Annotated in this window: 14 protein-coding genes; 11 read left to right on the plus strand and 3 right to left on the minus strand. The window is 69.2% G+C overall.

Annotated features, from left to right (window positions below; all coding sequences use genetic code 11):
• Positions 1-24: 24 nt before the first annotated feature.
• Positions 25-3,858, minus strand: coding sequence for a GH92 family glycosyl hydrolase (locus ACGF3I_RS11390; RefSeq protein WP_393130543.1), 3,834 nt, complete (start codon positions 3,856-3,858; stop codon positions 25-27).
• Between the two features lie 481 nt (positions 3,859-4,339).
• On the opposite strand from ACGF3I_RS11390, the gene ngcE reads away from it, so the two are divergent.
• The 11 genes from ngcE (at position 4,340) to ACGF3I_RS11445 (ending at position 19,289) form a co-directional block, all read left to right on the plus strand.
• Positions 4,340-5,764 carry an N-acetylglucosamine/diacetylchitobiose ABC transporter substrate-binding protein gene (ngcE, locus tag ACGF3I_RS11395; RefSeq protein ID WP_393130545.1) on the plus strand — a complete coding sequence of 475 codons (1,425 nt, stop codon included), beginning with the start codon at positions 4,340-4,342 and terminating at the stop codon, positions 5,762-5,764.
• Between the two features lie 45 nt (positions 5,765-5,809).
• Positions 5,810-6,736, plus strand: coding sequence for a carbohydrate ABC transporter permease (locus tag ACGF3I_RS11400; protein ID WP_393130547.1), 927 nt, complete (start codon positions 5,810-5,812; stop codon positions 6,734-6,736).
• Between the two features lie 10 nt (positions 6,737-6,746).
• Positions 6,747-7,661: a carbohydrate ABC transporter permease gene (locus ACGF3I_RS11405; protein WP_393130549.1), complete on the plus strand. Its 915-nt coding sequence runs from the start codon at positions 6,747-6,749 to the stop codon at positions 7,659-7,661.
• 226 nt (positions 7,662-7,887) lie between these two features.
• On the plus strand, positions 7,888-9,087 hold the full coding sequence (locus tag ACGF3I_RS11410; protein WP_393130551.1) for an ROK family transcriptional regulator: 1,200 nt from the start codon (positions 7,888-7,890) through the stop codon (positions 9,085-9,087).
• Between the two features lie 133 nt (positions 9,088-9,220).
• Positions 9,221-10,324 (plus strand): sugar ABC transporter substrate-binding protein, encoded by a 1,104-nt coding sequence (locus tag ACGF3I_RS11415; RefSeq protein ID WP_393130626.1) that lies wholly within the window; start codon positions 9,221-9,223, stop codon positions 10,322-10,324.
• A 211-nt stretch (positions 10,325-10,535) separates the two neighbouring features.
• On the plus strand, positions 10,536-11,324 hold the full coding sequence (locus ACGF3I_RS11420) for an ATP-binding cassette domain-containing protein (protein WP_393130553.1): 789 nt from the start codon (positions 10,536-10,538) through the stop codon (positions 11,322-11,324).
• Positions 11,321-12,625, plus strand: coding sequence for a sugar ABC transporter permease (locus ACGF3I_RS11425; protein WP_393130555.1), 1,305 nt, complete (start codon positions 11,321-11,323; stop codon positions 12,623-12,625). The genes ACGF3I_RS11420 and ACGF3I_RS11425 overlap by 4 nt, the downstream gene beginning before the upstream one ends.
• A 177-nt stretch (positions 12,626-12,802) precedes the next feature.
• Positions 12,803-14,728: a 1-deoxy-D-xylulose-5-phosphate synthase gene (gene dxs / locus ACGF3I_RS11430; RefSeq protein ID WP_393130557.1), complete on the plus strand. Its 1,926-nt coding sequence runs from the start codon at positions 12,803-12,805 to the stop codon at positions 14,726-14,728.
• A gap of 148 nt (positions 14,729-14,876) precedes the next feature.
• Positions 14,877-16,370 (plus strand): amino acid permease, encoded by a 1,494-nt coding sequence (locus tag ACGF3I_RS11435; protein ID WP_393130559.1) that lies wholly within the window; start codon positions 14,877-14,879, stop codon positions 16,368-16,370.
• Positions 16,371-16,443: 73 nt separating this feature from the next.
• The gene (locus ACGF3I_RS11440; RefSeq protein WP_393130561.1) at positions 16,444-17,940 is read left to right on the plus strand and encodes a glycosyltransferase family 39 protein; all 1,497 of its coding nucleotides are present in this window, start codon (positions 16,444-16,446) and stop codon (positions 17,938-17,940) included.
• Positions 17,941-18,137: 197 nt separating this feature from the next.
• The gene (locus tag ACGF3I_RS11445) at positions 18,138-19,289 is read left to right on the plus strand and encodes a hypothetical protein (RefSeq protein ID WP_393130563.1); all 1,152 of its coding nucleotides are present in this window, start codon (positions 18,138-18,140) and stop codon (positions 19,287-19,289) included.
• Positions 19,290-19,502: 213 nt separating this feature from the next.
• Here ACGF3I_RS11445 and ACGF3I_RS11450 read toward each other — a convergent pair whose 3' ends face one another.
• Together ACGF3I_RS11450 and ACGF3I_RS11455 are read right to left on the minus strand one after the other, a co-directional pair.
• A complete protein-coding gene (locus ACGF3I_RS11450; protein WP_393130565.1) occupies positions 19,503-21,635 on the minus strand; it encodes a 3-hydroxyacyl-CoA dehydrogenase NAD-binding domain-containing protein in 2,133 nt (710 codons plus the stop codon).
• Positions 21,632-22,858: an acetyl-CoA C-acyltransferase gene (locus tag ACGF3I_RS11455; protein WP_344380125.1), complete on the minus strand. Its 1,227-nt coding sequence runs from the start codon at positions 22,856-22,858 to the stop codon at positions 21,632-21,634. Before ACGF3I_RS11455 ends, ACGF3I_RS11450 begins: the two co-directional genes overlap by 4 nt.
• Positions 22,859-22,982 lie beyond the last annotated feature (124 nt).

Here is a 22,982-nt window from a genome sequence, read left to right on the forward strand (position 1 = left end):
TTCCACGGGATCTTTGCATGTCAACTACTTTGCAGATGACGCAAGTAGTTCCAATTCCGCCAGTGAGGACCCGGTCGTCGGGACGATTCGGTAACGCGCATACGAACCCGGCGAATGGATCGAGAACACCCGAGTCTGCCGGTCCCAGGTGAAGGATTCGCCGGTGCGGTGGTCCAACTCGGTCCATTTCGTGCCGTCCTGTGACCCTTCGAGAACCCAACCGGAAGGCGCCTTTCCGGCTGTCGCGGACGTCAGGGTGTACTGCGTGGCCCGCGTGGTGTTGCTCACGGGCAGGTCCGTCGGGCCGAACTCCGCCGAGGTCGCGGAGGAGTTGTCGAACAGCGGGCCGGAGCCGGTGATCGCGTCGGACGGCGGGGCCGGCACCTTGTCGTCCTTGGTCACCGAGACCGGCGCCGCGTTCTTGCCCGTGCCCCACGCCGACGGCTTCGGGCCCATCGCGAAGTCCAGGGTGCCGCCCCGCGCGAGCAGGTCGTGCGGCAGCGCCGTCGAGTTCCACGCCTTGCCGTTGACCCTCAGGGACTGCACGTACACGTTGGACGTGCTGTTCTTCGGCGCCTTGATCACCAGATCGCGGCCGTTCTCCAGATGGACGGTCGCCCTGGTGAACAGGGGCGAGCCGATCGCGTACTCGCCGCTGCCCATCACCAGCGGATAGAAGCCGAGCGCCGAGAACACGTACCAGGCCGACTGCTCGCCGTTGTCCTCGTCGCCGTGGTACCCCTGCCCGATCGCGCTGCCGTTGTACAGGCGCCGCAGCACCTCGCGGATCTTCTCCTGCGCCTTGGCGGGCTCGCCCGCCGCGTCGTACATGTACGTCACGTGGTGGGCGACCTGGTTGGAGTGCCCGTACTGGCCCATCCGCACGTCCCGCGCCTCGGTCATCTCGTGGATGACGCTGCCGTAGGAACCCGTGAACTGGGGCGAGGCGGTCTCAGGGGTGGAGAAGTAGGCGTCCAGCTTCCGGGCCAGACCGGCCTGCCCGCCGTACAGGTTGGCGAGGCCTCGCGAGTCCTGCGGGGCGGTGAAGGCGTAGCCCCAGCCGTCGGTCTCGGTGTAGTCGTAGCCCCACACGCGCGGGTCGAACTTCGCGCTGTCCACGCGCCATTGACCGCTCGCGTCCTTGCCCTGGAAGAAGCCCGCCTTGGTGTCGAAGAGCTTCACGTAGTTCTGGGCGCGGCCCATGAAGTACGCCGACTCCTCCTTGTACCGGGGCTTCTTCGTCTTCGCGTACAGGGCCTGGCCCATCCTGGCGAGGCCGTAGTCGTTCACATAGCCCTCCATCGACCAGGACAGGCCCTCGGGGGTGGAGGTCGGGGCGTAGCCGAGGAAGGGGGAGGTGTCCATGCCCTTGCGGCCGACGCCCGAGGAGGGCGGGGCGACCGTGGCGTTCTTCAGGGCCGCCTCGTACGCGGCCTCGGCGTCGAACTTCACGCCCTTGACGTAGGCGTCGGCGAAGGCGACGTCCGAGCTGGTGCCCGTCATCAGGTCCGCGTAGCCGGGCGAGGACCAGCGCGAAATCCAGCCGCCGTCCTTGTACTGCTGCACGAAGCCGTCGACCATCTCGCCGGCCTTCTTCGGGGTGAACAGGGAGTAGGCGGGCCAGGTGGTGCGGTAGGTGTCCCAGAAGCCATTGTTGACGTACACCGTGCCGTCGACGACCTTCGACCCGGTGTGCGTGGGCGTGTCCTCGCCCGTCTTCGGCGAGAACGGACTGGCGTACTGGTTCTTCGAACCGACCTTCTCGTAGCCGGAGTTGGGGTACAAGTACAGGCGGTAGAGCGAGGAGTAGAGGGTGGTCAGCTGGTCCTGCGAGGCGCCCTCGACCTCGATGCGGCCCAGGATCCGGTCCCAGGCCTGGCGCGCCCGGTCCCTGACCGTGTCGAAGCGGGCCTTCGCGGGGATCTCGGCGGCCAGGTTCGCCTTCGCCTGGTCGACGCTGATGAGGGAGGTCGCGATCCGCAGCGTCACCGTGCGGTCCTTGCCTGCCTTGAAGCGCGCGTAACCGGTGACGTCGGCGCCCCCGCCGCCGGGCAGCTTGCCGCTCGCCGTGACGGGCGCGTCGAAGACGCCGTACACGAAGAGCCGCCCGGCGCCCGCGGACAGCCCGCTCCTGACGTCCGAGAACCCGGTGAAGGAGCCGTTCGCCGCGTCCAGGGTGAGGCCGCCCTGGTTGGTGACGTTGTCGAGGATCAGGCTCGCGTCGTCACCGGGATAGGTGAACCGCATCATCGCCGCGTGGTCGGTCGGCGTGATCTCCGTGCGCAGACCGTTCTCGAAGGTGACGCCGTAGTAGTAGGGCTTCGCGGTCTCGTTCTCGTGGCGGAAGGGCAGCGCGCGGGCCGTCCGCGAGGCGTCGGGCGTGCCGGCCGCGGCCGACGGCATGACCTGGAAGGTCTGCCGGTCACCCATCCACGGGCTCGGCTCGTGGCTGGCGCCGAAGGCCTGGAGGGTGGGCAGGTTGTCGGCGTTGTTGCGCCGCGCGTAGTCGTACAGCCAGTCCTGCGAGCCGGCGTTGGTGATCGGCGTCCAGAAGTTGAAGCCGTTCGGGACCGCCGTCGCGGGGAAGTTGTTGCCGCGCGAGAACGACCCGCTGGAGTTGGTGCCCCGGGTGGTCAGCGCGTAGTCCGCGAGGTGGGCGAGCGGCTTGGCCGGCTTCTTCGGCGCGAGGGTGAGGTCGTCGATCCAGCCCTGGAAGGCGGCCGTCCCCTTGGGCGAGTCGTACGCCACCAGGATCCGGTCGACCGTCCGGCCCGCGGCGACCGTGCCGATCGCCGAGGAGACCTCGTTCCACTGGTTGACGTAGAGCGTCTTGGCGGCGCCCTGGCCCTGCGGGCTGAGCACCCCGCCGTGGGAGTCGAGGGCCTTCAGATCACTCAGATAGGTGCCGTCGGTGAAGGCGAGGTCCACCGACACGTTGGTGGCGGGGTAGGCGAGGTCGGTCTCCGCCATCGCGGGGAAGATCTTGTAGTCGAGCGAGGTGTCCCGGCCGACCCGCAGGTCCACGTCGAAGACCTTGTTGTACGAGTAGCCGCGGCCGGCCGCCGTGTGGGTGCCGGCGTAGCGCAGCGCCCGCTTGCCGGTGAAGCCCGCGTTGGCCTTGGCGGTGGGGGAGCCGCCGGGGCCGCGGTCCGGCCGGGTCAGCATGGAGGGCGGGGTCGGGGTGCTGGTGTCGCCGTTGGAGAACTGGAGGTCGCCGAGCTGAGTGATCGGGGCGCCGCCGTTGGCGGTGATCTCCAGCCGGTAGTGCGCGTACGCCGTGGTGTTGGCGATGTCGAACGTCCTGGTCTGGAAGCGGTCCTTGAAGCTCTCACCGCTGCGGCTGTTCAGGGTCTTCCAGTCCTTGCCGTCCGCCGAGCCCTTCAGCGTCCAGTCCCTGGGGTCGCGTTCGGGGGCGTCGTTGGCAGACGTCAACGCGTAGGTGACCGTCTTCACCGGTTCGGACAGATCGAATTCCAGCCAGGCCGTCGGCTGGAAGGCGAGCCACTTGGTGCTGGGCTGGCCGTCGACGAGGTTCTCCTTCACCTCGCCGCCGCCGGTGTTCTCGGCGCTGGCCCGCACCTCGGTGACCTTGTCCGTCACATTGCCCGGTATGCCGCTGGCGAACGCGCCGTCGACCCCCGAGGACCGCTGGGCCCCGGCGCGGTCGGTGTCCACCGTGTCGGTCCAGTCCGGCTGGGGCTGGCCGGTTTCGAACGAGGTGCTGAACCGGCCGCCGGGCGGGGCGGACCGGCCGTCCGCCGGCGCCCCGACGGCCGACTGCGCCGTCACTACGAGCAGGAACGAGGCGGCGGCCAGGGCGGCGGCCGGTGCTCGTCGGTACCGGTATCTGGGCAGCATGCGGGCCCTTTCCTTCGGCGTCCGCCGGAAGGGGCGGGCGCGAGGTGGACAACGTTGTCAGAGCGGAAACGCAGGAACCAGTAGCGCGGCAAGTGCCGGGCGGTGTCAAGGGTGTTGGGAAGGAATGGATGGCCGGAATCGGCAGGGCAATGCAGACGTCAAGGTGTGTAATGCGCGTCAAAAGGAGCAGCCCCGTCTCCATTGGTACGTACCAACGGATATATCTCCGAGGTCTCAACTCGGGAAAGACTGTCGGCCAACAGTGCTTTCGATCTTGCTCAGTTGACGGGAAGTGGACTATACCTGTCGGCGTCCGGGCAACCCGCTGAACGCGGGCGGGGGGGAACGCGTGCGGGCCGGTCGGCCCGGGACCGGGCAGCCTCCGCGATGGATGTACGGCATCACTCACGCTTCAACTGTTCGCGGGCGCCGGCGGATTCCGCTGCACCGCATGAGTCCTGGAGAAGGCGAGGACTTGAGCATGGGATCCGAGATCAACCGCCGTGACGCACTCAAGCGGGCCATGGCAATCGGCCTGCTGGCTGTGCCGGCGACGTCACTGCTGAGCGCGTGTGCGAGTTCCGACAGCGGCGACAGCACCAAAAAGCCCAGCTCCCAGGGCACCAAGTCGGCGGACAATCCGCTCGGCGTCAACAAGGGCACGGCTCTTGAGGCGTTCGTCTTCAAGGGCGGCTTCGGTGACGACTACATCAAGTCCGCCGAGGCCGACTACAACGCCAAGTACGGCATCACGGTCAAGCACACCGGCACCCAGGCCATCGGCCCGAAGCTCCAGCCGCGCTTCGCCAGCAGCACCCCGCCGGACTTCATGGACAACTCCGGCGCCGACAACCTCGACACCGCCGCCCTCGCCAAGACCGGCAAGCTCCAGGACCTCACCCCGCTCCTGGACGCGCCGACCATCGACGACCCGTCGAAGAAGGTCCGCGACGTCCTGATCGCCGGCACCGTCGAGCAGGGCCAGTTCGGGTCCAAGGAGATGTACGCGTTCAACTACGCGTTCACCGTCTACGGCACCTTCTACTCCAACAAGCTGTTCAAGGAGAAGGGCTGGACGTACCCGCAGACCTTCTCGGACATGCTGGCGCTGTGCAAGAAGATCAAGGCGGCGGGCATCGCGCCCTTCACCTACCCGGGCAAGTACCCGTACTACGTGCACTTCGACCTGCTGCACCAGATCGGCAAGGTCGGCGGCAAGGAAGCGCTCAACGCGATCGACAACCTCGACGACGGCGCCTTCAAGACCGACGCGGTCAAGGAAGTCATCTCGTACTACGAGGAGCTGGCCGGGCAGGGCTACTTCCTCCAGGGCTCCGAGGGCATGACCCATATCCAGATGCAGACCGCCTGGACGCAGGGCCGCGCCGCGATGGTGGCCGACGGCTCCTGGGTCGAGAACGAGGCCGCGCCCACCATGCCGAAGGACTTCGACCTCGCGGTCGGCTCCCTCATCGGCTCGGGCCCCAGCGACAAGCTGCCCTTCGGAGCGCTGTACGCGGCGGCCGGCGAGCCCTTCATCGTCGCCAAGGACGGCAAGAACCCGACCGGTGGCATGGAACTGCTGCGCATCATGCTCAGCAAGAAGCAGACCACCAACTTCACCAACGCGATCAAGTCGCTGACCTGTGTTCAGGGCGCCGCCGACGGCCTCTCCCTGACCCCGGGCCTGACCTCCGCGAACGCCGCCCTGAAGGCCGCCGGACCGAACGTCCTCAACTCCCGCCTCCAGGACTGGTACAAGAAGCTCAACAACGAGACCATCGGAAACCTGACGCTTGATCTGCTCAGCGGCAAGATCAAGGCGGCCGAGTGGATCGACAAGGCGCAGAAGGCGTCGGACGACACCAAGAAGGACTCCTCCGTCCCGAAGTTCAAGCACCTCTGACGAGGGCGCTCAACCCCACTGGCTGAGACGAGAGCGACCGGCGACATGCGACACGGCAAGTACCGGTTCATCATCGGATTCCTGGCAATTCCCCTGGCGCTCTACGGGGTCCTCGTGATCTCGCCGTTCCTCCAGGACTTCCAGATCTCCATGACGAGCTGGAGCGGACTGACCCCCGAGAAGAACTTCATCGGTCTGGACAACTATCAGAAACTGATCCACAACGAACTGTTCTGGAAGGCGTTGTGGCACAACGTCCTCCTGCTGCTGTGCGTGCCGGTCGTCACGTTGGCCTTCGGTCTCTTCTTCGCCTTCATGCTGAATGTCGGCGGCCGTCGCAGGGGTTCTGCGGGGGTCGCCGGCGTGCGGGGCTCCGGCCTCTACAAGGTGATCTTCTTCTTCCCGCAGGTCCTCTCGATCACGATCATCGCGATCCTGTGGCAACAGATCTACAACCCCGACACCGAGAACGGGATGCTCAACTCCCTGCTCGCCGACGTCGGTCTCGGCTCGCTCCAGCAGTCCTGGCTCGGCGATTCGAGCATCGCGCTGATCTGCATCATGGTCGTGATGGTGTGGGCGAACGTCGGCTTCTACGTCGTCCTGTTCTCCGCCGGCATGGCCTCCATCCCGGGCGAGATCTACGAGGCGGCCCTGCTCGACGGCGCCTCGCGCGTCAAGACCTTCTTCCGGATCACCCTGCCGCTGCTGCGGGACACGGTGGCCACCGCCTGGGTCTACATGGGCATCATCGCGATGGACGCGTTCATCTACGTACAGCTGATGTCCGTGAACGTCGGCGGTCCCGACGAATCCACCGACGTGGTCCCGCTGCTCCTCTACAAGACGGCGTTCCGGGACAACAGCCAGTACGGAATGGCCGCCGCCATGGGTGTCGCGATGCTCATCGTGACGCTGGTGTTCGCCATTCTCAGCATGCGTCTTTCGCGCCGCGAGCGCATCGAATTCTAGGGACGGCGCGATGACGACCGAAACGATGAAGGTGGACGGCGAGCAGTCGTCGTCCGCCCCCACCGCAAGCGCCGCCCGCTGGAAGTGGCGCAGCAGCGAGGGAGGCGTGCTCAACGCCTTCTCCCACGTGTTCCTGCTGGTCTGGGCGCTCATGGTGGGCGTACCGCTGCTGTGGGCGCTGTGGAGCTCGTTCAAGACCTCGGGTGACATCCTGACCCACCCCTGGTCACTGCCCTCCGAGCTCCACTTCGACAACTGGTCGCGGGCCTGGAGCAAGGCCAACATCGGGCGCTACTTCCTCAACACCGCCTTCGTGGTGGGTCTTTCGACCTTCGGCACGATGCTGCTCGGCTCGATGGCGGCCTATGTGCTGGCCCGCTTCGAGTTCCCCGGCAACAGGTTCATCTACTTCCTGTTCGTGGGCGGCATGGCCTTCCCCGTGGTGATGGTGCTCGTACCGCTCTTCTTCGTCACCAAGAACCTGGGCATCCTGAACACGCTGCCCGGCCTGGTGCTCATCTACATCGCGTACTCGCTGCCGTTCACGGTGTTCTTCATGACGGCGTTCTTCCGGACGCTGCCGACCACCGTCGCCGAGGCCGCGCTGATCGACGGGGCCTCGCACACCCGCACGTTCTTCCAGATCATGCTGCCGATGGCCAAGCCCGGCATCATCAGCATCGGCATCTTCAACGTGCTCGGCCAGTGGAACCAGTACCTGCTGCCCCTGGTGCTCAACCAGGGCGACACCAAGAACTGGGTGCTCACCCAGGGCCTGGCGGACCTCGCGGTGCAGCAGGGCTACCAGGGCGACTGGGGGGCGCTCTTCGCGGGCCTGTCGATCGCGATGCTGCCCGTGCTCGCCGTCTACGTCGTCTTCCAGAAGCAGGTCCAGGCGGGCCTGACCGCGGGGGCGCTCAAGTAGCGCCGCGCACCGGACGCCGTACCCTCCCGACCGCCCGTGGGCCCCGTGCCCACGGGCGGTCGCGCGTTCCCCGATCCGCACGGCGTCTGCTCAGGTCTTGACGGGAGACCACCCAGAAGGCTGAGCTTAGGGTTCACATGTTGGAGAAAAGACGGGGCCTCATTGCTGCGGCTCCGTGCGGGGGCGGCCGTCGTGCCGTCCGCCTACGGCGGGAGTGGATGAGTCGATGGAGACTCCGGGGTCGCAGACGTCATTGCACCGGGCCAACCTGGAGCGGGTCGTACGTGCCGTGCGCATGGCGGGCTCGCTCACCCAGGCCGAGATCGCGCGGACGACGGGACTGTCCGCGGCCACCGTCTCCAACATCGTCCGCGAGCTGAAGGACGGCGGGACCGTCGAGGTCACCCCCACTTCGGCCGGCGGCCGCCGGGCCCGCAGCGTCTCGCTCAGCGGCTCGGCCGGCATCGTCATCGGGGTCGATTTCGGCCATACGCACCTGCGGGTCGCGGTCGGCAACCTGGCCCACCAGGTGCTCGCCGAGGAGTCCGAGCCGCTCGATGTCGACGCCTCGTCCGCGCAGGGCTTCGACCGGGCGGAAGAGCTGGTCAAACGGCTGATCGCGGCCACCGGCATCGGCCAGGACAAGGTCATCGGAGTGGGTCTCGGCGTGCCGGGGCCCATCGACGTGGAGTCGGGCACGCTGGGCTCCACGGCGATCCTGCCGGGCTGGACGGGCATCAACCCGAGCGAGGAGCTCTCCGGACGCCTGGGCGTGCCCGTGTACGTCGACAACGACGCCAACCTGGGCGCGCTCGGCGAGCTGGTGTGGGGCAGCGGGCGCGGGGTGCGGGACCTGGCGTACATCAAGGTGGCCAGCGGTGTCGGCGCCGGCCTGGTCATAGACGGCCAGATCTACCGGGGCCCCGGCGGCACCGCGGGGGAGATCGGGCACATCACCCTGGACGAGTCGGGTCCGGTGTGCCGCTGCGGCAACCGCGGCTGCCTGGAGACGTTCACGGCGGCCCGCTATGTGCTGCCCCTGCTGCAATCCAGCCACGGAGCCGATCTGACCATGGAGCGGGTGGTCCGGATGGCCCGCGAGGGCGACCCCGGGTGCCGTCGCGTCGTGGGCGATGTCGGGCGGCACATCGGCAGCGGCGTGGCCAACCTCTGCAATCTGCTCAACCCCAGCCGGGTCGTGCTCGGCGGCGACCTCGCGGAGGCCGGGGAGCTCGTGCTCGGGCCCATCAGGGACTCCGTCTCGCGGTACGCGATCCCCAGCGCGGCACGGCAGTTGTCGGTGCTGCCGGGGGCGCTCGGCGGACGCGCGGAGGTGCTGGGCGCGCTCGCCCTGGTGCTGAGTGAAATGGGCGATTCGACCCTGTTGGACAGTGCGCTTCCGGCCTCGGCTCCTGCCTTCACTTAGATAACGGATGGCACCGTTGTCATCTCGTTAAGGATTTACTCCTTGACGGTGGGCTTAACGCCGAGTTGACTTCCAGCCACCTCGGCCGCAACGTCGCGGCCTCGTCAGGGAGGTTTCTGAAGTGAACACGAACATGCGTCGTGCCGCTGTTGCCGTTGCCGCCACCGCGATGGCCGTCTCGCTCGCCGCCTGTGGCAGCGCCAAGGAGTCGGGCGGCGGCACCAAGTCGTCCGACGGCGCGAAGAAGGGCGACGACCTCAAGATCGGTCTGCTGCTCCCCGAGAACCAGACCGCGCGCTACGAGAAGTTCGACAAGCCGCTGATCGAGGCCAAGGTCAAGGAACTGACCAACGGCAAGGGCCAGATCGTCTACGCGAACGCCAAGCAGGACGCGACGACCCAGAACCAGCAGGCCGACACGATGATCACCAACAAGGTGGACGCCCTCATCGTGGACGCGGTCGACTCCAAGGCCATCGCCGGTTCGGTCAAGAAGGCCAAGGACGCCGGCATCCCCGTCGTCGCCTTCGACCGCCTCGCCGAGGGCCCGATCGACTCCTACGTCTCGTTCGACAACGAGGAAGTCGGCCACGTGCAGGGCAAGGCCCTCCTCCAGGCCCTGGGCGACAAGGCCAAGTCCGGCGACATCGTCATGATGAACGGCGCCGTCACCGACCCGAACGCCAAGCTCTTCAAGAAGGGCGCCCACGCCGAGCTCGACGGCAAGGTGAACATCGGGAAGGAGTACGACACCAAGGAGTGGAAGCCCGAGAACGCCAACGCCAACATGGAGGGCGCGCTCTCCGCCCTGGGCAAGGACAAGGTCATCGGCGTCTACTCCGCCAACGACGGCATGGCCGGCGGCATCATCACCGCCCTCAAGGCGGCCGGCCTCGCCAAGCTCCCCCCGGTCACCGGCCAGGACGCCGAGCTGGCGGGTGTGCAGCGCATTCTGTCGGGTGAGCAGTACATGAGCGTGTACAAGTCCTACCCGCAGGAGGACGCGATCGCCGCCGAGATGGCGGTCAAGCTCGCCAAGGGCCAGGACCTCGGCTCGCTCGCGCCGAAGAAGATGGACTCGCCCACCACGAAGGGCGTGCCGTCCAACATCGTCCCGGTCGTCTCGCTGACCAAGGACAACGTCAACGACACCGTGATCAAGGACAAGATCTACACGGTCGCCGAGATCTGCACCTCCGCCTTCAAGGCGGCCTGCGACACGGCCGGCGTCAAGTAGTTCCTGGCGCCAAGTCCCTTGCCCAGCAAGGGACTTGAGCCCCCCGAAAGCCCTCCGGCGCCCCTGGCCCGCTCTTCTTCCCCGCTGCGGCGGGGGCGCCGGACGGAACGTTTCACCTCGCAGTTCCCCGTTCTTTCTGTTCTCTTCTGCTCGACCTCCGCGCCCCCACCCCTCCGGGCGCGGCATCCCCGCCGGTCAGGCGGCGAAGGAGATGGTTCACGTGTCCGCTACGCCCGTGTTGGCGTTGCGCGGGGTCTCCAAGCGGTTCGGTGCCGTTCAGGCGCTCACCGACGTAGAGCTTGAGGTCCACGCCGGTGAAGTGGTCGCCCTGGTGGGCGACAACGGCGCCGGAAAGTCCACGCTGGTCAAGACGATCGCCGGTGTGCACCCCATCGATGACGGCGTCATCGAGTGGGAAGGCAGGGCCGTCCAGATCAGCAAGCCGCACGACGCCCAGAACCTCGGCATCGCGACCGTCTACCAGGACCTCGCGCTGTGCGACAACATCGACGTCGTCGGCAACCTCTACCTCGGGCGCGAGCTGAAGAAGCGCGGCGTCCTCGACGAGGTCGAGATGGAGCGCCGCTCGCGCGAGCTGCTCACCACGCTGTCGATCCGCATCCCGAGCGTGCGCATCCCGATCGCCTCGCTCTCCGGCGGCCAGCGCCAGACCGTGGCCATCGCCCGCTCGATGCTCGGCGAGCCCAAGCTCGTCATCCTCGACGAGCCGACCGCGGCCCTCGGCGTCGAGCAGACCGCCCAGGTGCTCGACCTCGTCGAGCGGCTGCGCGAGCGCGGCCACGCGGTCGTGCTCATCAGCCACAACATGGCCGATGTGAAGGCCGTCGCCGACAAGGTGGCGGTGCTCAGGCTCGGCCGCAACAACGGGGTCTTCGACGTGAAGACCACCTCGCAGGAAGAGATCATCTCCGCCATCACCGGAGCCACGGACAACGCCGTGACCCGCCGTGCGGCGCGCAACGCGGAGGTCCAGAAGTGAACACCGACAAGACCTCCCCGGCCGACCTGGGCAAGCCCGCCACGGCCCCCGTGGACGCGCCGCCCGCGGCGGCGGCCGCCTCCACTGCGGTGGACCCGCGCCTGCTCGTGCGCGAGCAGGGCTTCGCCGGCTACGTCGGGGAGCTGAAGCGCAAGGTGCGGGCCGGTGAGCTGGGCGCGCTGCCCGTCATCGTCGGCCTGATCATCATCTGCATCGTCTTCCAGAGCCTGAACGCGAACTTCCTCACCGCCGGCAACCTCTCCGACATCTCGGTCGCCATGGTCGGCACCGGCATGATCGCGGTGGGCATCGTGTTCGTGCTGCTGCTCGGCGAGATCGACCTGTCGGTCGGCTCCGTCAGCGGTGTGGCGGGTGCGTCCTTCGCGGTGCTGAGCATCCTGCACGGCGTGCCCGAGTGGCTGGCGCTGGTCCTGGCGATCCTCACGGGTGCCGTCGCCGGAGCCATCCACGGTTTCATCTTCGCGCGCATCGGCGTCCCCGCCTTCGCCGTCACGCTGGCCGGTCTGCTGTTCTGGAACGGCTTCATGCTGAAGATCCTGGGCGACAACGGCACGATCAACACCAACGGCTCGGGCATCTTCTACAACCTGTCGAACTACTTCTTCAGCGACATCGCGGTGGCCTACGGCGCCGCGGCGGTCGCCGTCGCCGTCTACTTCCTGTCGGCGTTCTTCGACGGCCGTCGCCGTGAGGCCGCGGGCGTGCCCTCGCGCCCGCTCAACGAGATCGTGCTGCGCACGGTCCTGCTCGCCGTGGTGGCCTTCGCGGTGGCCTTCATGTTCAACCAGAACAAGGGCCTGCCGCTGGCCGTGGTGATCTTCCTCGCGGTGCTGATCCTCACCGACTTCGTGCTCCGCCGGACCTCGTACGGCCGCATGATCTTCGCGCTGGGCGGCAGCGTCGAGGCGTCCCGCCGTGCCGGTATCAACATCGTGATGGTCCGCACCTCGGTCTACGCGATCTCCGGCACCTTCGCGGCCGTCGGCGGCCTGTTCATCGCGTCCAAGATCAGCGCGGCCAACCAGGGCGCGGGCAGCGGCGACCTCCTGATGAACGCCATCGCGGCGGCCGTCATCGGTGGCACCAGCCTCTTCGGCGGCCGCGGCCGCACCTGGAACGCGCTCCTCGGTGTGCTGGTGATCACCTCGATCCAGTACGGCCTCGCCCTCGAGGGCGTCGCCGCCGCCGTTCAGCAGATGATCACCGGTGGCGTGCTGTTGATCACCGTGATCATCGACGCCGTCACCCGCAAGACCCAGAAGTCCGCGGGCCGCGCCTGACCAGCCCCGTTCCCGACGTGCCCGGTGCCGCCAAGGTGCCGGGCACGTCTGTGCGCGGCCCGGGGTGCGGGCCGTCCGGGTGACACGGAACTCACCGCCCTGCGACCACGGTCGCGGACGGAACATTAGACTCAACGGATCGGCATGCTCGACCAGCACGGATGCAAGGAGGCACGGGTGCCGCTGCTTACCCGTATCAGGGGACCGCGCGATCTTGACCGGCTCAGCCCGGAGCAGCTCGACCAGCTGGCGGCAGAGATCCGGACCTTCCTGGTGGACGCGGTCTCCAAGACCGGTGGACACCTCGGTCCGAACCTCGGTGTGGTGGAACTGACCATCGCACTGCACCGCGTTTTCGAATCCCCCCGGGACCGGGTCCTGTGGGACACCGGACACCAGAGCTACGTCCACAAGCTGCTCACCGGGCGGCAGGACTTCTCGAAGCTGAAGATGAAGGGCGGCCTGTCGGGATACCCGGCGCGCGCCGAGTCCGAGCACGACGTCATCGAGAACAGCCACGCCTCCACCGTCCTCGGCTGGGCCGACGGCCTCGCCAAGGCGAACGAGGTCCTGAAGAAGGACGACCACGTGGTCGCCGTCATCGGCGACGGCGCGCTCACCGGCGGCATGGCCTGGGAGGCGCTGAACAACATCGCCGCCGCCAAGGACCGGCCCCTGGTGATCGTGGTCAACGACAACGAGCGCTCCTACGCGCCGACCATCGGCGGCCTCGCCAACCACCTGGCCACCCTGCGCACCACCGACGGCTACGAGCGCTTCCTGGCCCGGGGCAAGGACCTCCTGGAGCGCACGCCGGTCGTGGGCCGGCCGCTCTACGAGACGCTGCACGGCGCCAAGAAGGGCCTGAAGGACTTCATCGCCCCGCAGGGCATGTTCGAGGACCTGGGCCTCAAGTACGTCGGCCCCATCGACGGGCACGACATCGAGGCCCTGGAGTCGGCGCTCCAGCGGGCCAAGCGCTTCGGCGGCCCCGTCATCGTGCACTGCCTCACCGAGAAGGGCCGCGGCTACCAGCCGGCCCTCGCCGACGAGGCCGACCGCTTCCACGCCGTCGGGAAGATCCACCCGGACACCGGTCTGCCGGTCTCCACCTCCGGCCTGGACTGGACGTCGGTGTTCGGCGAGGAGATGGTCAAGCTCGGCAAGGAGCGGGCGGACGTCGTCGCGATCACCGCGGCCATGCTCCAGCCGGTCGGCCTCGACAAGTTCGCCAAGGCCTTCCCCGAGCGGGTCTACGACGTGGGCATCGCCGAGCAGCACGCCGCGGTCTCCGCCGCCGGCCTGGCCACCGGCGGCCTGCACCCGGTCTTCGCGGTGTACGCCACCTTCCTCAACCGGGCCTTCGACCAGGTCCTGATGGACGTGGCCCTGCACAAGTGCGGGGTGACCTTCGTGCTCGACCGGGCCGGGGTCACCGGCACCGACGGCGCGTCCCACAACGGCATGTGGGACATGTCGATCCTCCAGGTCGTGCCGGGTCTGCGGATCGCCGCCCCGCGCGACGCCGATCAGGTCCGCGCCCAGCTGCGCGAGGCCGTCGAGGTCGAGGACGCGCCGACCGTGGTGCGCTTCTCCAAGGGCGCGGTCGGCCCCGCCGTCCAGGCCGTCGGCCGCATCGGCGGCATGGACGTGCTGCGCGCGCCCGCCGAGAGTGCCACGCGTCCCGACGTGCTCCTGGTCTCGGTCGGCGCGCTCGCGCCGATGTGTCTGGAGATCGCCGATCTGCTCGACGCCCAGGGCATCTCGACGACCGTGGTCGACCCGCGCTGGGTCAAGCCGGTCGACGAGGCCATGGCGCCGCTCGCCGAGAAGCACCGCGTCGTGGTCACCGTCGAGGACAACAGCCGGGTGGGCGGCGTCGGTTCGGCCGTCAGCCAGGCGCTGCGCGACGCGGGCGTGGACGTGCCGCTGCGCGACTTCGGCATCCCGCCGCGCTTCCTCGACCACGCATCGCGCGGCGAGGTCATGACGGAGATCGGCCTGACCGCTCCGGACATCGCCCGTCAGATCACCGGTCTGGTCTCCAAACTGGACGGCCGGTACGAGGAGAGCAGGGCAGCTGTGGAGCCCGCCCGCGACTGATGGGGTGAGTGGGGCCAATGGGCCGGACCGATGTGCCTGTACGGGTGATCGGTCCGGCCCATTGGCGTGAAAAACGCGCTCAACCCGGTACCCGTATCTCCTCTCCTCCCGATCATGGCGAGGACGATGAGCTAGCGGAGGTGCACGGGTGGCCAGTAACGGTCTGTTCAGGACCAAATCGATCGAGCAGTCAATCCAGGACACGGAGGAGCCAGAACACGCGCTCAGGAAGTCCCTGTCGGCGCTCGACCTCACCGTTTTCGGGGTCGGCGTCATCATCGGGACCGGCATCTTCGTCCTCACGGGCAAGGTCGCCAAGGAGAACGCGGGACCGGGCGTCTCCATCGCGTTCGTGGTCGCCGGCGTCGTCTGCGCCCTCGCGGCGCTCTGCTACGCCGAGTTCGCCTCGACGGTGCCGGTCGCGGGATCGGCGTACACCTTCTCCTACGCCTCGCTGGGCGAGCTGCCCGCGTGGATCATCGGCTGGGACCTGGTGCTCGAATTCGCGCTGGGCACGGCGGTGGTGGCGGTCGGCTGGTCCGGCTACGTCCGCTCGCTCCTCGACAACGCGGGCTGGCACCTGCCGGAGGCGCTCAGCGGGCGCGACGGCGCCCACGGCTTCGGCTTCGACATCCTCGCCGCCGCCCTCGTACTCGTGCTCACGGGCATCCTCGTCCTCGGCATGAAGCTGTCGGCCCGGGTCACCTCCGTCGTCGTCGCCATCAAGGTGACGGTGGTGCTCATCGTGATCATCGCGGGCGCGTTCTTCATCAACTCCGACAACTACTCGCCGTTCATCCCCAAGGCCCAGCCCCAGACCGCGGGCAGCGACCTCAAGGCGCCGCTCATCCAGTTGATGTCCGGCTACGCGCCGACCAACTTCGGCGTCATGGGCATCTTCACCGCCGCCTCGGTCGTCTTCTTCGCCTTCATCGGCTTCGACATCGTGGCGACCGCCGCCGAGGAGACCAAGAACCCCCAGCGCGACATGCCGCGCGGCATCCTCGGCTCGCTGCTCATCTGCACCCTCCTGTACGTGGCCGTCTCCATCGTGGTGACGGGCATGCAGCACTACACCGAGCTCTCCGTGGACGCGCCGCTCGCCGACGCCTTCAAGGCCACCGGGCACCCCTTCTTCGCCGGCGTCATCAGCTTCGGCGCCGCGGTGGGCCTGACCACGGTGTGCATGATCCTGCTGCTCGGCCAGACCCGGGTGTTCTTCGCCATGAGCCGGGACGGGCTGCTCCCCACGTTCTTCTCGCACGTCCATCCGCGCTTTCGCACTCCGCACCGGCCCACCATCCTGCTCGGCGTGATCATCGCGATCGTCGCGGGCTTCACCAGCCTCAGCGAACTGGCCGACCTGGTGAACATCGGGACCCTGTTCGCGTTCGTCGTCGTCGCGATCGGTGTCGTGATCCTGCGCCACACCCGCCCCGACCTGCCCCGCGCCTTCCGCACCCCGCTGGTGCCGTGGGTGCCCGGCCTCGCCGTCGCGGCCTCGCTCTGGCTGATGATCAACCTGCCTGCCGAGACCTGGCTCCGGTTCGGCGTATGGATGGCGATCGGCGTCGTCATCTACTTCGTCTACGGCCGCAGGCACAGCCGCGTCGAGATCCGCGCCGCCCGCAACTCCCGGTAATCACCGCCGGTTTCCGCCGCGACCCCGTATGTCCCCGTGATCGGGGCGTACGGGGCCGCATAGGGTGGCCCGCATGCTCGCCGAGCCGCCGCCCTCGCTACGATCCGTGACCACGAGCGTGCTGCCGGGCCAGCGCCGCCGTCCACACGATCCGGCCCCTGCCGCCCCCGGGTCCTACTGGCGGCGGCTCCTTCCGGTCCTCGCCGCTCTCGCGCTGCTCACCCGCCTCCCGTCGTTCCGGCATCCGCTGTGGAACCCCGACGAGGGCTATCTCGCCGTCCAGGCCCGCCTGCTGGCGAGCGGCGGCACCCTGTACACCACGGTCGTCGACCGCAAACCCCCGCTGCTGCCCTGGCTGTACGAGGCCGCGTTCGCGCTGTGCGGGGACGGCTCGCTCGGCCCGCTGCGCCTGGCCGCCGTCGCGGCCCAGCTGCTGACCGCCCTGGCCCTCGCCTCCACCGCCCGCCGCCGCTGGGGAGACCGCGCGGGCCGCGCGGCGGGGGTGCTGTACCTGCTGGCGTCGGTGGGCCTCAACCCCGAGGACGCGCAGGCCGCCACCTTCGAGGTGTTCATGCTGCCCTTCACGGCCGCCGCCGTGCGCTGCGCCGACCGCGGCCAGTTCGGCCGGGCGGGCCTCGCGGTCGCGGGCGCCTGTCTGACCAAACAGACCGGCGGCGCCGCGCTCGCGCCCGTCCTGTGGCTGCTGTGGCACTGGCCCGGGAACCGGCGAACCTCCGCGCTGCGCACGGCAGTTGGACTCGTGGCCCCCGTCCTGGTGGTCGCGCTGCTCACCGGACCCTCCCGCTTCCTGTTCTGGACGGTCACCGGGTCCTCGTCCTACGCCTCCTTCACCGGATCCGAACTCCACGTCCTGGCGCGGGGGTTGACCAACACCCTCATCCTGGCCGCGGGCTGCGCCGGCCTGCTGCCGCCCGTGGTACGCGTCCTGCGCATCGCCAGGACCGGCGCCCTCGACCTGTGGCTCTGGCTGACCGCGTCGGCGGGAGCCGTCCTGCTCGGCCTCCACTTCTTCGGCCACTACTACCTCCAGCTCATCCCGCCCCTGGTGCTGCTCGCCACCGGCGCCCTGCAGATCCTGCCCGCCCCGCGCCTCGCCGGCGCGCTGCGCACCGGTGCCTGCGCCTGCGCGCTGTTCCTGCTGTGGGGGCTGCTGGCGCCCCGCCCGGACCTCGCCCACACCGAGCGCCTGGTCGCCGCGGTCACGGCCCGCACCGGTCCCGCCGACCGCGTCCTGGTCTGGGGCATACACCCGGAGACGTACTGGCTGGCCCGGCGCGCGCCCGCCAGCCGCTACCTGACCGCCGGTCTGCTCACCAACTACAGCGGCGGCCGCGACGGCCCGCAGGTGGGGGAGAAGTACGGGATCGCCGGCGCCTGGCCGGTGTTCCGCGCCGAACTCGCCGAGCACCCCCCGGCCCTGGTCGTCGACGACTCCCGGGGTCTGCCCTTCGCGCCGGACCGGCTGCCCACCCTGCGCCGCCTCCTCGCCGCGCGCTACGAGCGCACCGCCGTCGTGGACGGAGCCGTCCTCTACGAGCGGGCCGGCTGACGTCACCCGGGCGGCGGTAAGCGAACGGATGGAACCCCGGGCGGGGACCCTGCGGCCCCGGCCGAAAAGCCGCACGTCGGGACGGAAATCCCGGGGGAAAAAGGGGGGTACCGAGCAGTGTTATGGTCGCTGAAAGTCGCTGGTTTGCTGGACCCGGACGCTCGCGCGGCGCCGGTGGGGAAAGGTGGTCGTGGACCATGGCACTGAGGTCTCGGCAGGCGTCGGGCAAGGAGCCCGCCAGGGCCGGGGGCATCGTCACCGCACCCGTCGCCGCCACCCCGGTCGTGACGGCCGAGGACGGCCGTCCCACGGTCACCGACTGGCTCCGGCTCGGCAAGGACGGCCGGCTCTCCGCGTACGCGCCCGCCACCGGCGGCGTCGCCCGCTGGACGGAGTCGCGACCGGGCGGCGCGTGGACGGGACCCGAGCTCGTCGCGCCCGGCAAGGGCCTCCAGCCGCACCTCTCGGTCGCCCAGGGCGCCGACGGCTACGTCCACCTCGCCGCGCTGCGCCGCACCCCCATCGAGGACGGCGGCACCTGGACCGAGCTCGTCCACGCCATCCAGTACCAGTCCGGACGTCCGGTCAAGAACTGGGCCGTGGTCGGCTCCCCCTACCCGCGCCGGGACTGGAAGCGCGGGCTGCAGATGGGCCACCCCGCGGTCGGCGTCGACTCGGCGGGCAACGCCCAGCTCGTGGTGCGCAACGCCTTCGGCGGCGTCTCGGCCCGTGGCCAGGAGCCGTCGGGCAAGTGGGCCGGGTGGGCCGACCTCAACGGCAACGGCGCCGACCGCTCGATATCCGTCGTCGCGGCCGAGGGCGGCCGGATGTTCATCCACGCCCCGTCCGACAACGGCATCATGCGCTTCCAACGGGCCGCGGGCGACGCCCCGTTCGAGCGGCTCGACAAGCTGCCGGGCCACCCGGAGACGGGCACCGTCACCGGCGTGCAGACCGGTGAGGAGGGCCGCGTCACCTTCTTCCTGCGGGACGCCGGCTCCGGTGAGCTGCACGCCTGGCGCGGCGACGGCCCCACCGAGGCCCTGGGCGGCCGCGGCACGGGACCGGTCGCGGTGCTGCGCAAGGAGATCGACGGCGTGGACTGCACGGTGCTCGCCCAGCGCGACCGCGACGGGCGGCCCGCGATAGCGGCGTATCCGACCGAGCAGGAGGCGGCCGGCGTCAGCTGGACGCCGACCGGCGAAGTCTGCGCGGGCGCACCGGCGTTGACGGTCGACGCGGACGGCCGCGTCGTCCTCGGCGTCTTCACCGCCGACGGCGGCCTGCGGATCACCCGCCAGCGCACCGACGCGTCCGGCCTGGCCTTCGGAGCCTGGCAGCAGGTCTGAGCGAAGCGCTGGGACCGAGGTGCGGGCGCCCAAGCGCGGGCGCCGCAGCGCGGAACCCCTCGGCCCACGGCGTGCGAAAGGCCCGGGACCCATCGGCGGTCCCGGGCCTTCGCGTATGCGTGACAGGCCGTCAACTCGCCTGCCGCGCACACCACTTGGCGCACGAAAGCGGCCCCGCACCGAAGTGCGGGGCCGCTGCCGTGACGGTGGTGCCTAGGCGGGGACGCTCGCGACGCCCTGCGCCAGGAACTTCTTGCCGTTCACGCGCTCCGAGACGCCTTCGCGGTCCAGGTACGGCGTGATGCCGCCCAGGTGGAAGGGCCAGCCGGCGCCCGTGATCAGGCAGAGGTCGATGTCCTGGGCCTCGGCGACGACGCCCTCGTCCAGCATCAGACCGATCTCCTGCGCCACCGCGTCCAGGACGCGGTCACGGGTCTGCTCCTCGGTCAGGGCGACATCGCCCTGCTTGAGGAGGGCCGCGACCTCCGGGTCCAGCTCCGGCTTCCCGGAGTCGTACACGTAGAAGCCGCGCTTGCCCGCCTTCACGACCGCGGCCAGGTTCTCCGAGACCGTGAAGCGGTCCGGGAAGGCGCGGTTGAGGGTCTCGGACACGTGCAGACCGATGGCCGGGCCGACCAGTTCGAGCAGCACCAGCGGAGACATCGGCAGACCGAGCGGCTCGACGGCCTTCTCGGCGACGGCGACCGGGGTGCCCTCGTCGATGACGTTCTGGATCTCGCCCATGAAGCGGGTCAGGATGCGGTTGACGACGAACGCCGGGGCGTCCTTCACCAGCACCGCGGTCTTCTTCAGCTTGCGCGCCACCCCGAAGGCCGTGGCCAGCGAGACGTCGTCGGTCTGCTCGCCGCGGACGATCTCCAGGAGCGGCAGGATCGCGACGGGGTTGAAGAAGTGGAAGCCGACGACCCGCTCGGGGTGCTTCAGCTTCGAGGCCATCTCGGTGACCGACAGCGAGGAGGTGTTGGTGGCGAGGATCGCGTGCGCCGGGGCGACCGCCTCGACCTCAGCGAACACCTGCTGCTTGACGCCGATCTCCTCGAAGACGGCCTCGATGATGAAGTCGGCGTCCGAGAAGCCCTCGGCCTTGTCGAGGACACCGGAGACCAGGCCCTTGAGGCGGTTGGCCTTGTCCTGGTTGATCCGCGACTTGGCGAGCAGCTTGTCGATCTCGGCGTGGACGTAGCCCACGCCCTTGTCGACGCGCTCCTGGTCGATGTCGGTCAGGACGACCGGCACCTCCAGGCGGCGCAGGAACAGCAGGGCGAGCTGCGAGGCCATGAGGCCCGCGCCGACCACGCCGACCTTGGTGACCGGGCGCGCCAGGTTCTTGTCCGGGGCGCCGGCCGGGCGCTTGGCGCGCTTCTGGACCAGGTTGAACGCGTAGATGCCGGACCGCAGTTCGCCGCCCATGATGAGGTCGGCGAGCGCGCTGTCCTCGGCGTCGAAGCCGGCCTGCAGGTCGCCGTCCTTGGACGCCGCGATGATGTCGAGGGCGCGGTAGGCGGCCGGGGCCGCGCCGTGCACCTTCGAGTCCGCGATGAAGCGGCCCTTGGCGACGGCCTGGTCCCAGGCCTCGCCGCGGTCGATCTCGGGGCGCTCGACGGTGACGTCGCCCTTGAGGACGTTCGCCGTCCAGATGAGGGACTGCTCCAGGAAGTCGGCACCCTCGAACAGGGCGTCGGCGATGCCGAGTTCGAAGACCTGCTTGCCCTTGAGCTGACGGTTCTGGTTCAGCGAGTTCTCGATGATGACCGAGACGGCCCGGTCGGCGCCGATCAGGTTGGGGAGCAGCGTGCAGCCGCCCCAGCCCGGGACCAAGCCGAGGAAGACCTCGGGCAGCGAGAAGGCGGGCAGCGCCTTGGAGACGGTGCGGTAGGTGCAGTGCAGACCGACCTCGACACCGCCGCCCATGGCCGCGCCGTTGTAGTACGCGAACGTGGGGACCGCGAGGCCCGCGAGGCGCTTGAAGACCTCGTGGCCGCCCTTGCCGATGGCCAGCGCGTCGTCGTGCTTCTTCAGGAGCTCGACGCCCTTGAGGTCGGCGCCGACCGCGAAGATGAACGGCTTGCCGGTGACGCCGACGCCCACGATGGAGCCCTCGGCGGCCTCCTTCTCGACCTGGTCGATGGCGGTGTTCAGGTTCGCCAGCGAGCCGGGGCCGAAGGTGGTCGGCTTGGTGTGGTCGAAGCCGTTGTCGAGCGTGATGAGCGCGAAACGCCCGGCGCCGTAAGGCAGTTCGAGGTGGCGTACGTGCGCGGACGTCACGACCTCGCCGGGGAAGAGCTCGGCCGCGCCCTTGAGAAGCTCAGCGGTGGTGGTGCTCACTTGCTGCCTCCGGCGTCCTTGTGGTGCGGGTTCTCCCAGATGACCGTGGCGCCCATGCCGAAGCCGACGCACATGGTGGTGAGGCCGTAGCGGACCTCGGGCTGCTCCTCGAACTGCCGGGCCAGCTGCGTCATCAGGCGTACGCCCGAGGAGGCGAGCGGGTGGCCGTAGGCGATGGCGCCGCCGTACTGGTTGACGCGCGCGTCGTCGTCGGCGATGCCGTAGTGGTCCAGGAACGCGAGGACCTGGACGGCGAACGCCTCGTTGATCTCGAAGAGGTTGATGTCCTCGATCGACAGGCCGGCCTTGGCGAGGGCCTTCTCGGTCGCCGGGATCGGGCCGTAGCCCATGACCTCCGGCTCCACGCCGGCGAAGGCGTAGGAGACGAGGCGCATCTTCACGGGGAGGTTGTTCTCCCGCGCGAACTCCTCGGACGCGATGATCGACGCGGTGGCGCCGTCGTTGAGGCCGGCCGCGTTGCCCGCGGTGACGTTGCCGTGGACGCGGAACGGCGTCTTCAGGTTCGCCAGGCTCTCCAGGGTGGTGCCCGGACGCATCGGCTCGTCGGCGGTGACCAGACCCCAACCGGTCTCGCCCACCTCGGCGTTGGTGTTGCGCACCGAGACCGGGACCAGGTCCTGCTGGATCTTGCCGTCGGCGTACGCCTTGGCGGCCTTCTCCTGCGAGCGCACGGCGTACTCGTCGGCGCGGAGCTTGGTGATCTGCGGGTAGCGGTCGTGCAGGTTCTCGGCGGTCATGCCCATGAAGAGGGCGGACTCGTCGACCAGCTTCTCGCTGACGAACCGCGGGTTCGGGTCGACGCCCTCGCCCATCGGGTGGCGGCCCATGTGCTCGACGCCACCGGCGATCACGGCGTCGTACGCGCCGAACGCGATCGAGCCGGCGACGGAGGTCACGGCGGTCAGGGCGCCCGCGCACATGCGGTCGATGGAGTAGCCCGGCACGGACTGCGGGAGGCCCGCCAGGATGCCGGCGGTACGGCCCAGGGTCAGGCCCTGGTCGCCGATCTGCGTGGTCGCGGCGATGGCGACCTCGTCGATCTTCGCGGGGTCCAGGGCCGGGTTGCGGCGCAGCAGCTCACGAATGGCCTTGACGACGAGGTCGTCGGCCCGGGTCTCGTGGTAGATGCCCTTCGGGCCCGCCTTGCCGAACGGGGTGCGGACGCCGTCGACGAAGACGACGTCCCTGACGGTACGAGGCACGATGGCTCTCCTCCAGGTGCGGGATGGCACTGCTGCGCTGGGCGCGCTTCTGCTGAGCGCGCGCTCACCTCACCCATGCTACTTACGGGTAACCAAACTGCCCAGTCCCGGGGGCGGGAGCGGC

The sequence above is a fragment of the Streptomyces sp. NPDC048111 genome (assembly GCF_043202815.1).
Taxonomy (GTDB): Bacteria; Actinomycetota; Actinomycetes; order Streptomycetales; family Streptomycetaceae; genus Streptomyces.

What these genes read in the sequence shown, in the direction of transcription:
- ACGF3I_RS11405 (WP_393130549.1), top strand. Translation starts at nt 6,747, where the DNA reads ATGACGACCGAAACGATGAAGGTGGACGGCGAGCAGTCGTCGTCCGCC.
- ngcE (WP_393130545.1), top strand. Translation starts at nt 4,340, where the DNA reads ATGGGATCCGAGATCAACCGCCGTGACGCACTCAAGCGGGCCATGGCA.
- ACGF3I_RS11420 (WP_393130553.1), top strand. Translation starts at nt 10,536, where the DNA reads ATGGTTCACGTGTCCGCTACGCCCGTGTTGGCGTTGCGCGGGGTCTCC.
- ACGF3I_RS11410 (WP_393130551.1), top strand. Translation starts at nt 7,888, where the DNA reads ATGGAGACTCCGGGGTCGCAGACGTCATTGCACCGGGCCAACCTGGAG.
- ACGF3I_RS11440 (WP_393130561.1), top strand. Translation starts at nt 16,444, where the DNA reads ATGCTCGCCGAGCCGCCGCCCTCGCTACGATCCGTGACCACGAGCGTG.
- ACGF3I_RS11415 (WP_393130626.1), top strand. Translation starts at nt 9,221, where the DNA reads ATGCGTCGTGCCGCTGTTGCCGTTGCCGCCACCGCGATGGCCGTCTCG.
- ACGF3I_RS11390 (WP_393130543.1), bottom strand. Translation starts at nt 3,858, where the DNA reads ATGCTGCCCAGATACCGGTACCGACGAGCACCGGCCGCCGCCCTGGCC.
- ACGF3I_RS11400 (WP_393130547.1), top strand. Translation starts at nt 5,810, where the DNA reads ATGCGACACGGCAAGTACCGGTTCATCATCGGATTCCTGGCAATTCCC.
- ACGF3I_RS11445 (WP_393130563.1), top strand. Translation starts at nt 18,138, where the DNA reads ATGGCACTGAGGTCTCGGCAGGCGTCGGGCAAGGAGCCCGCCAGGGCC.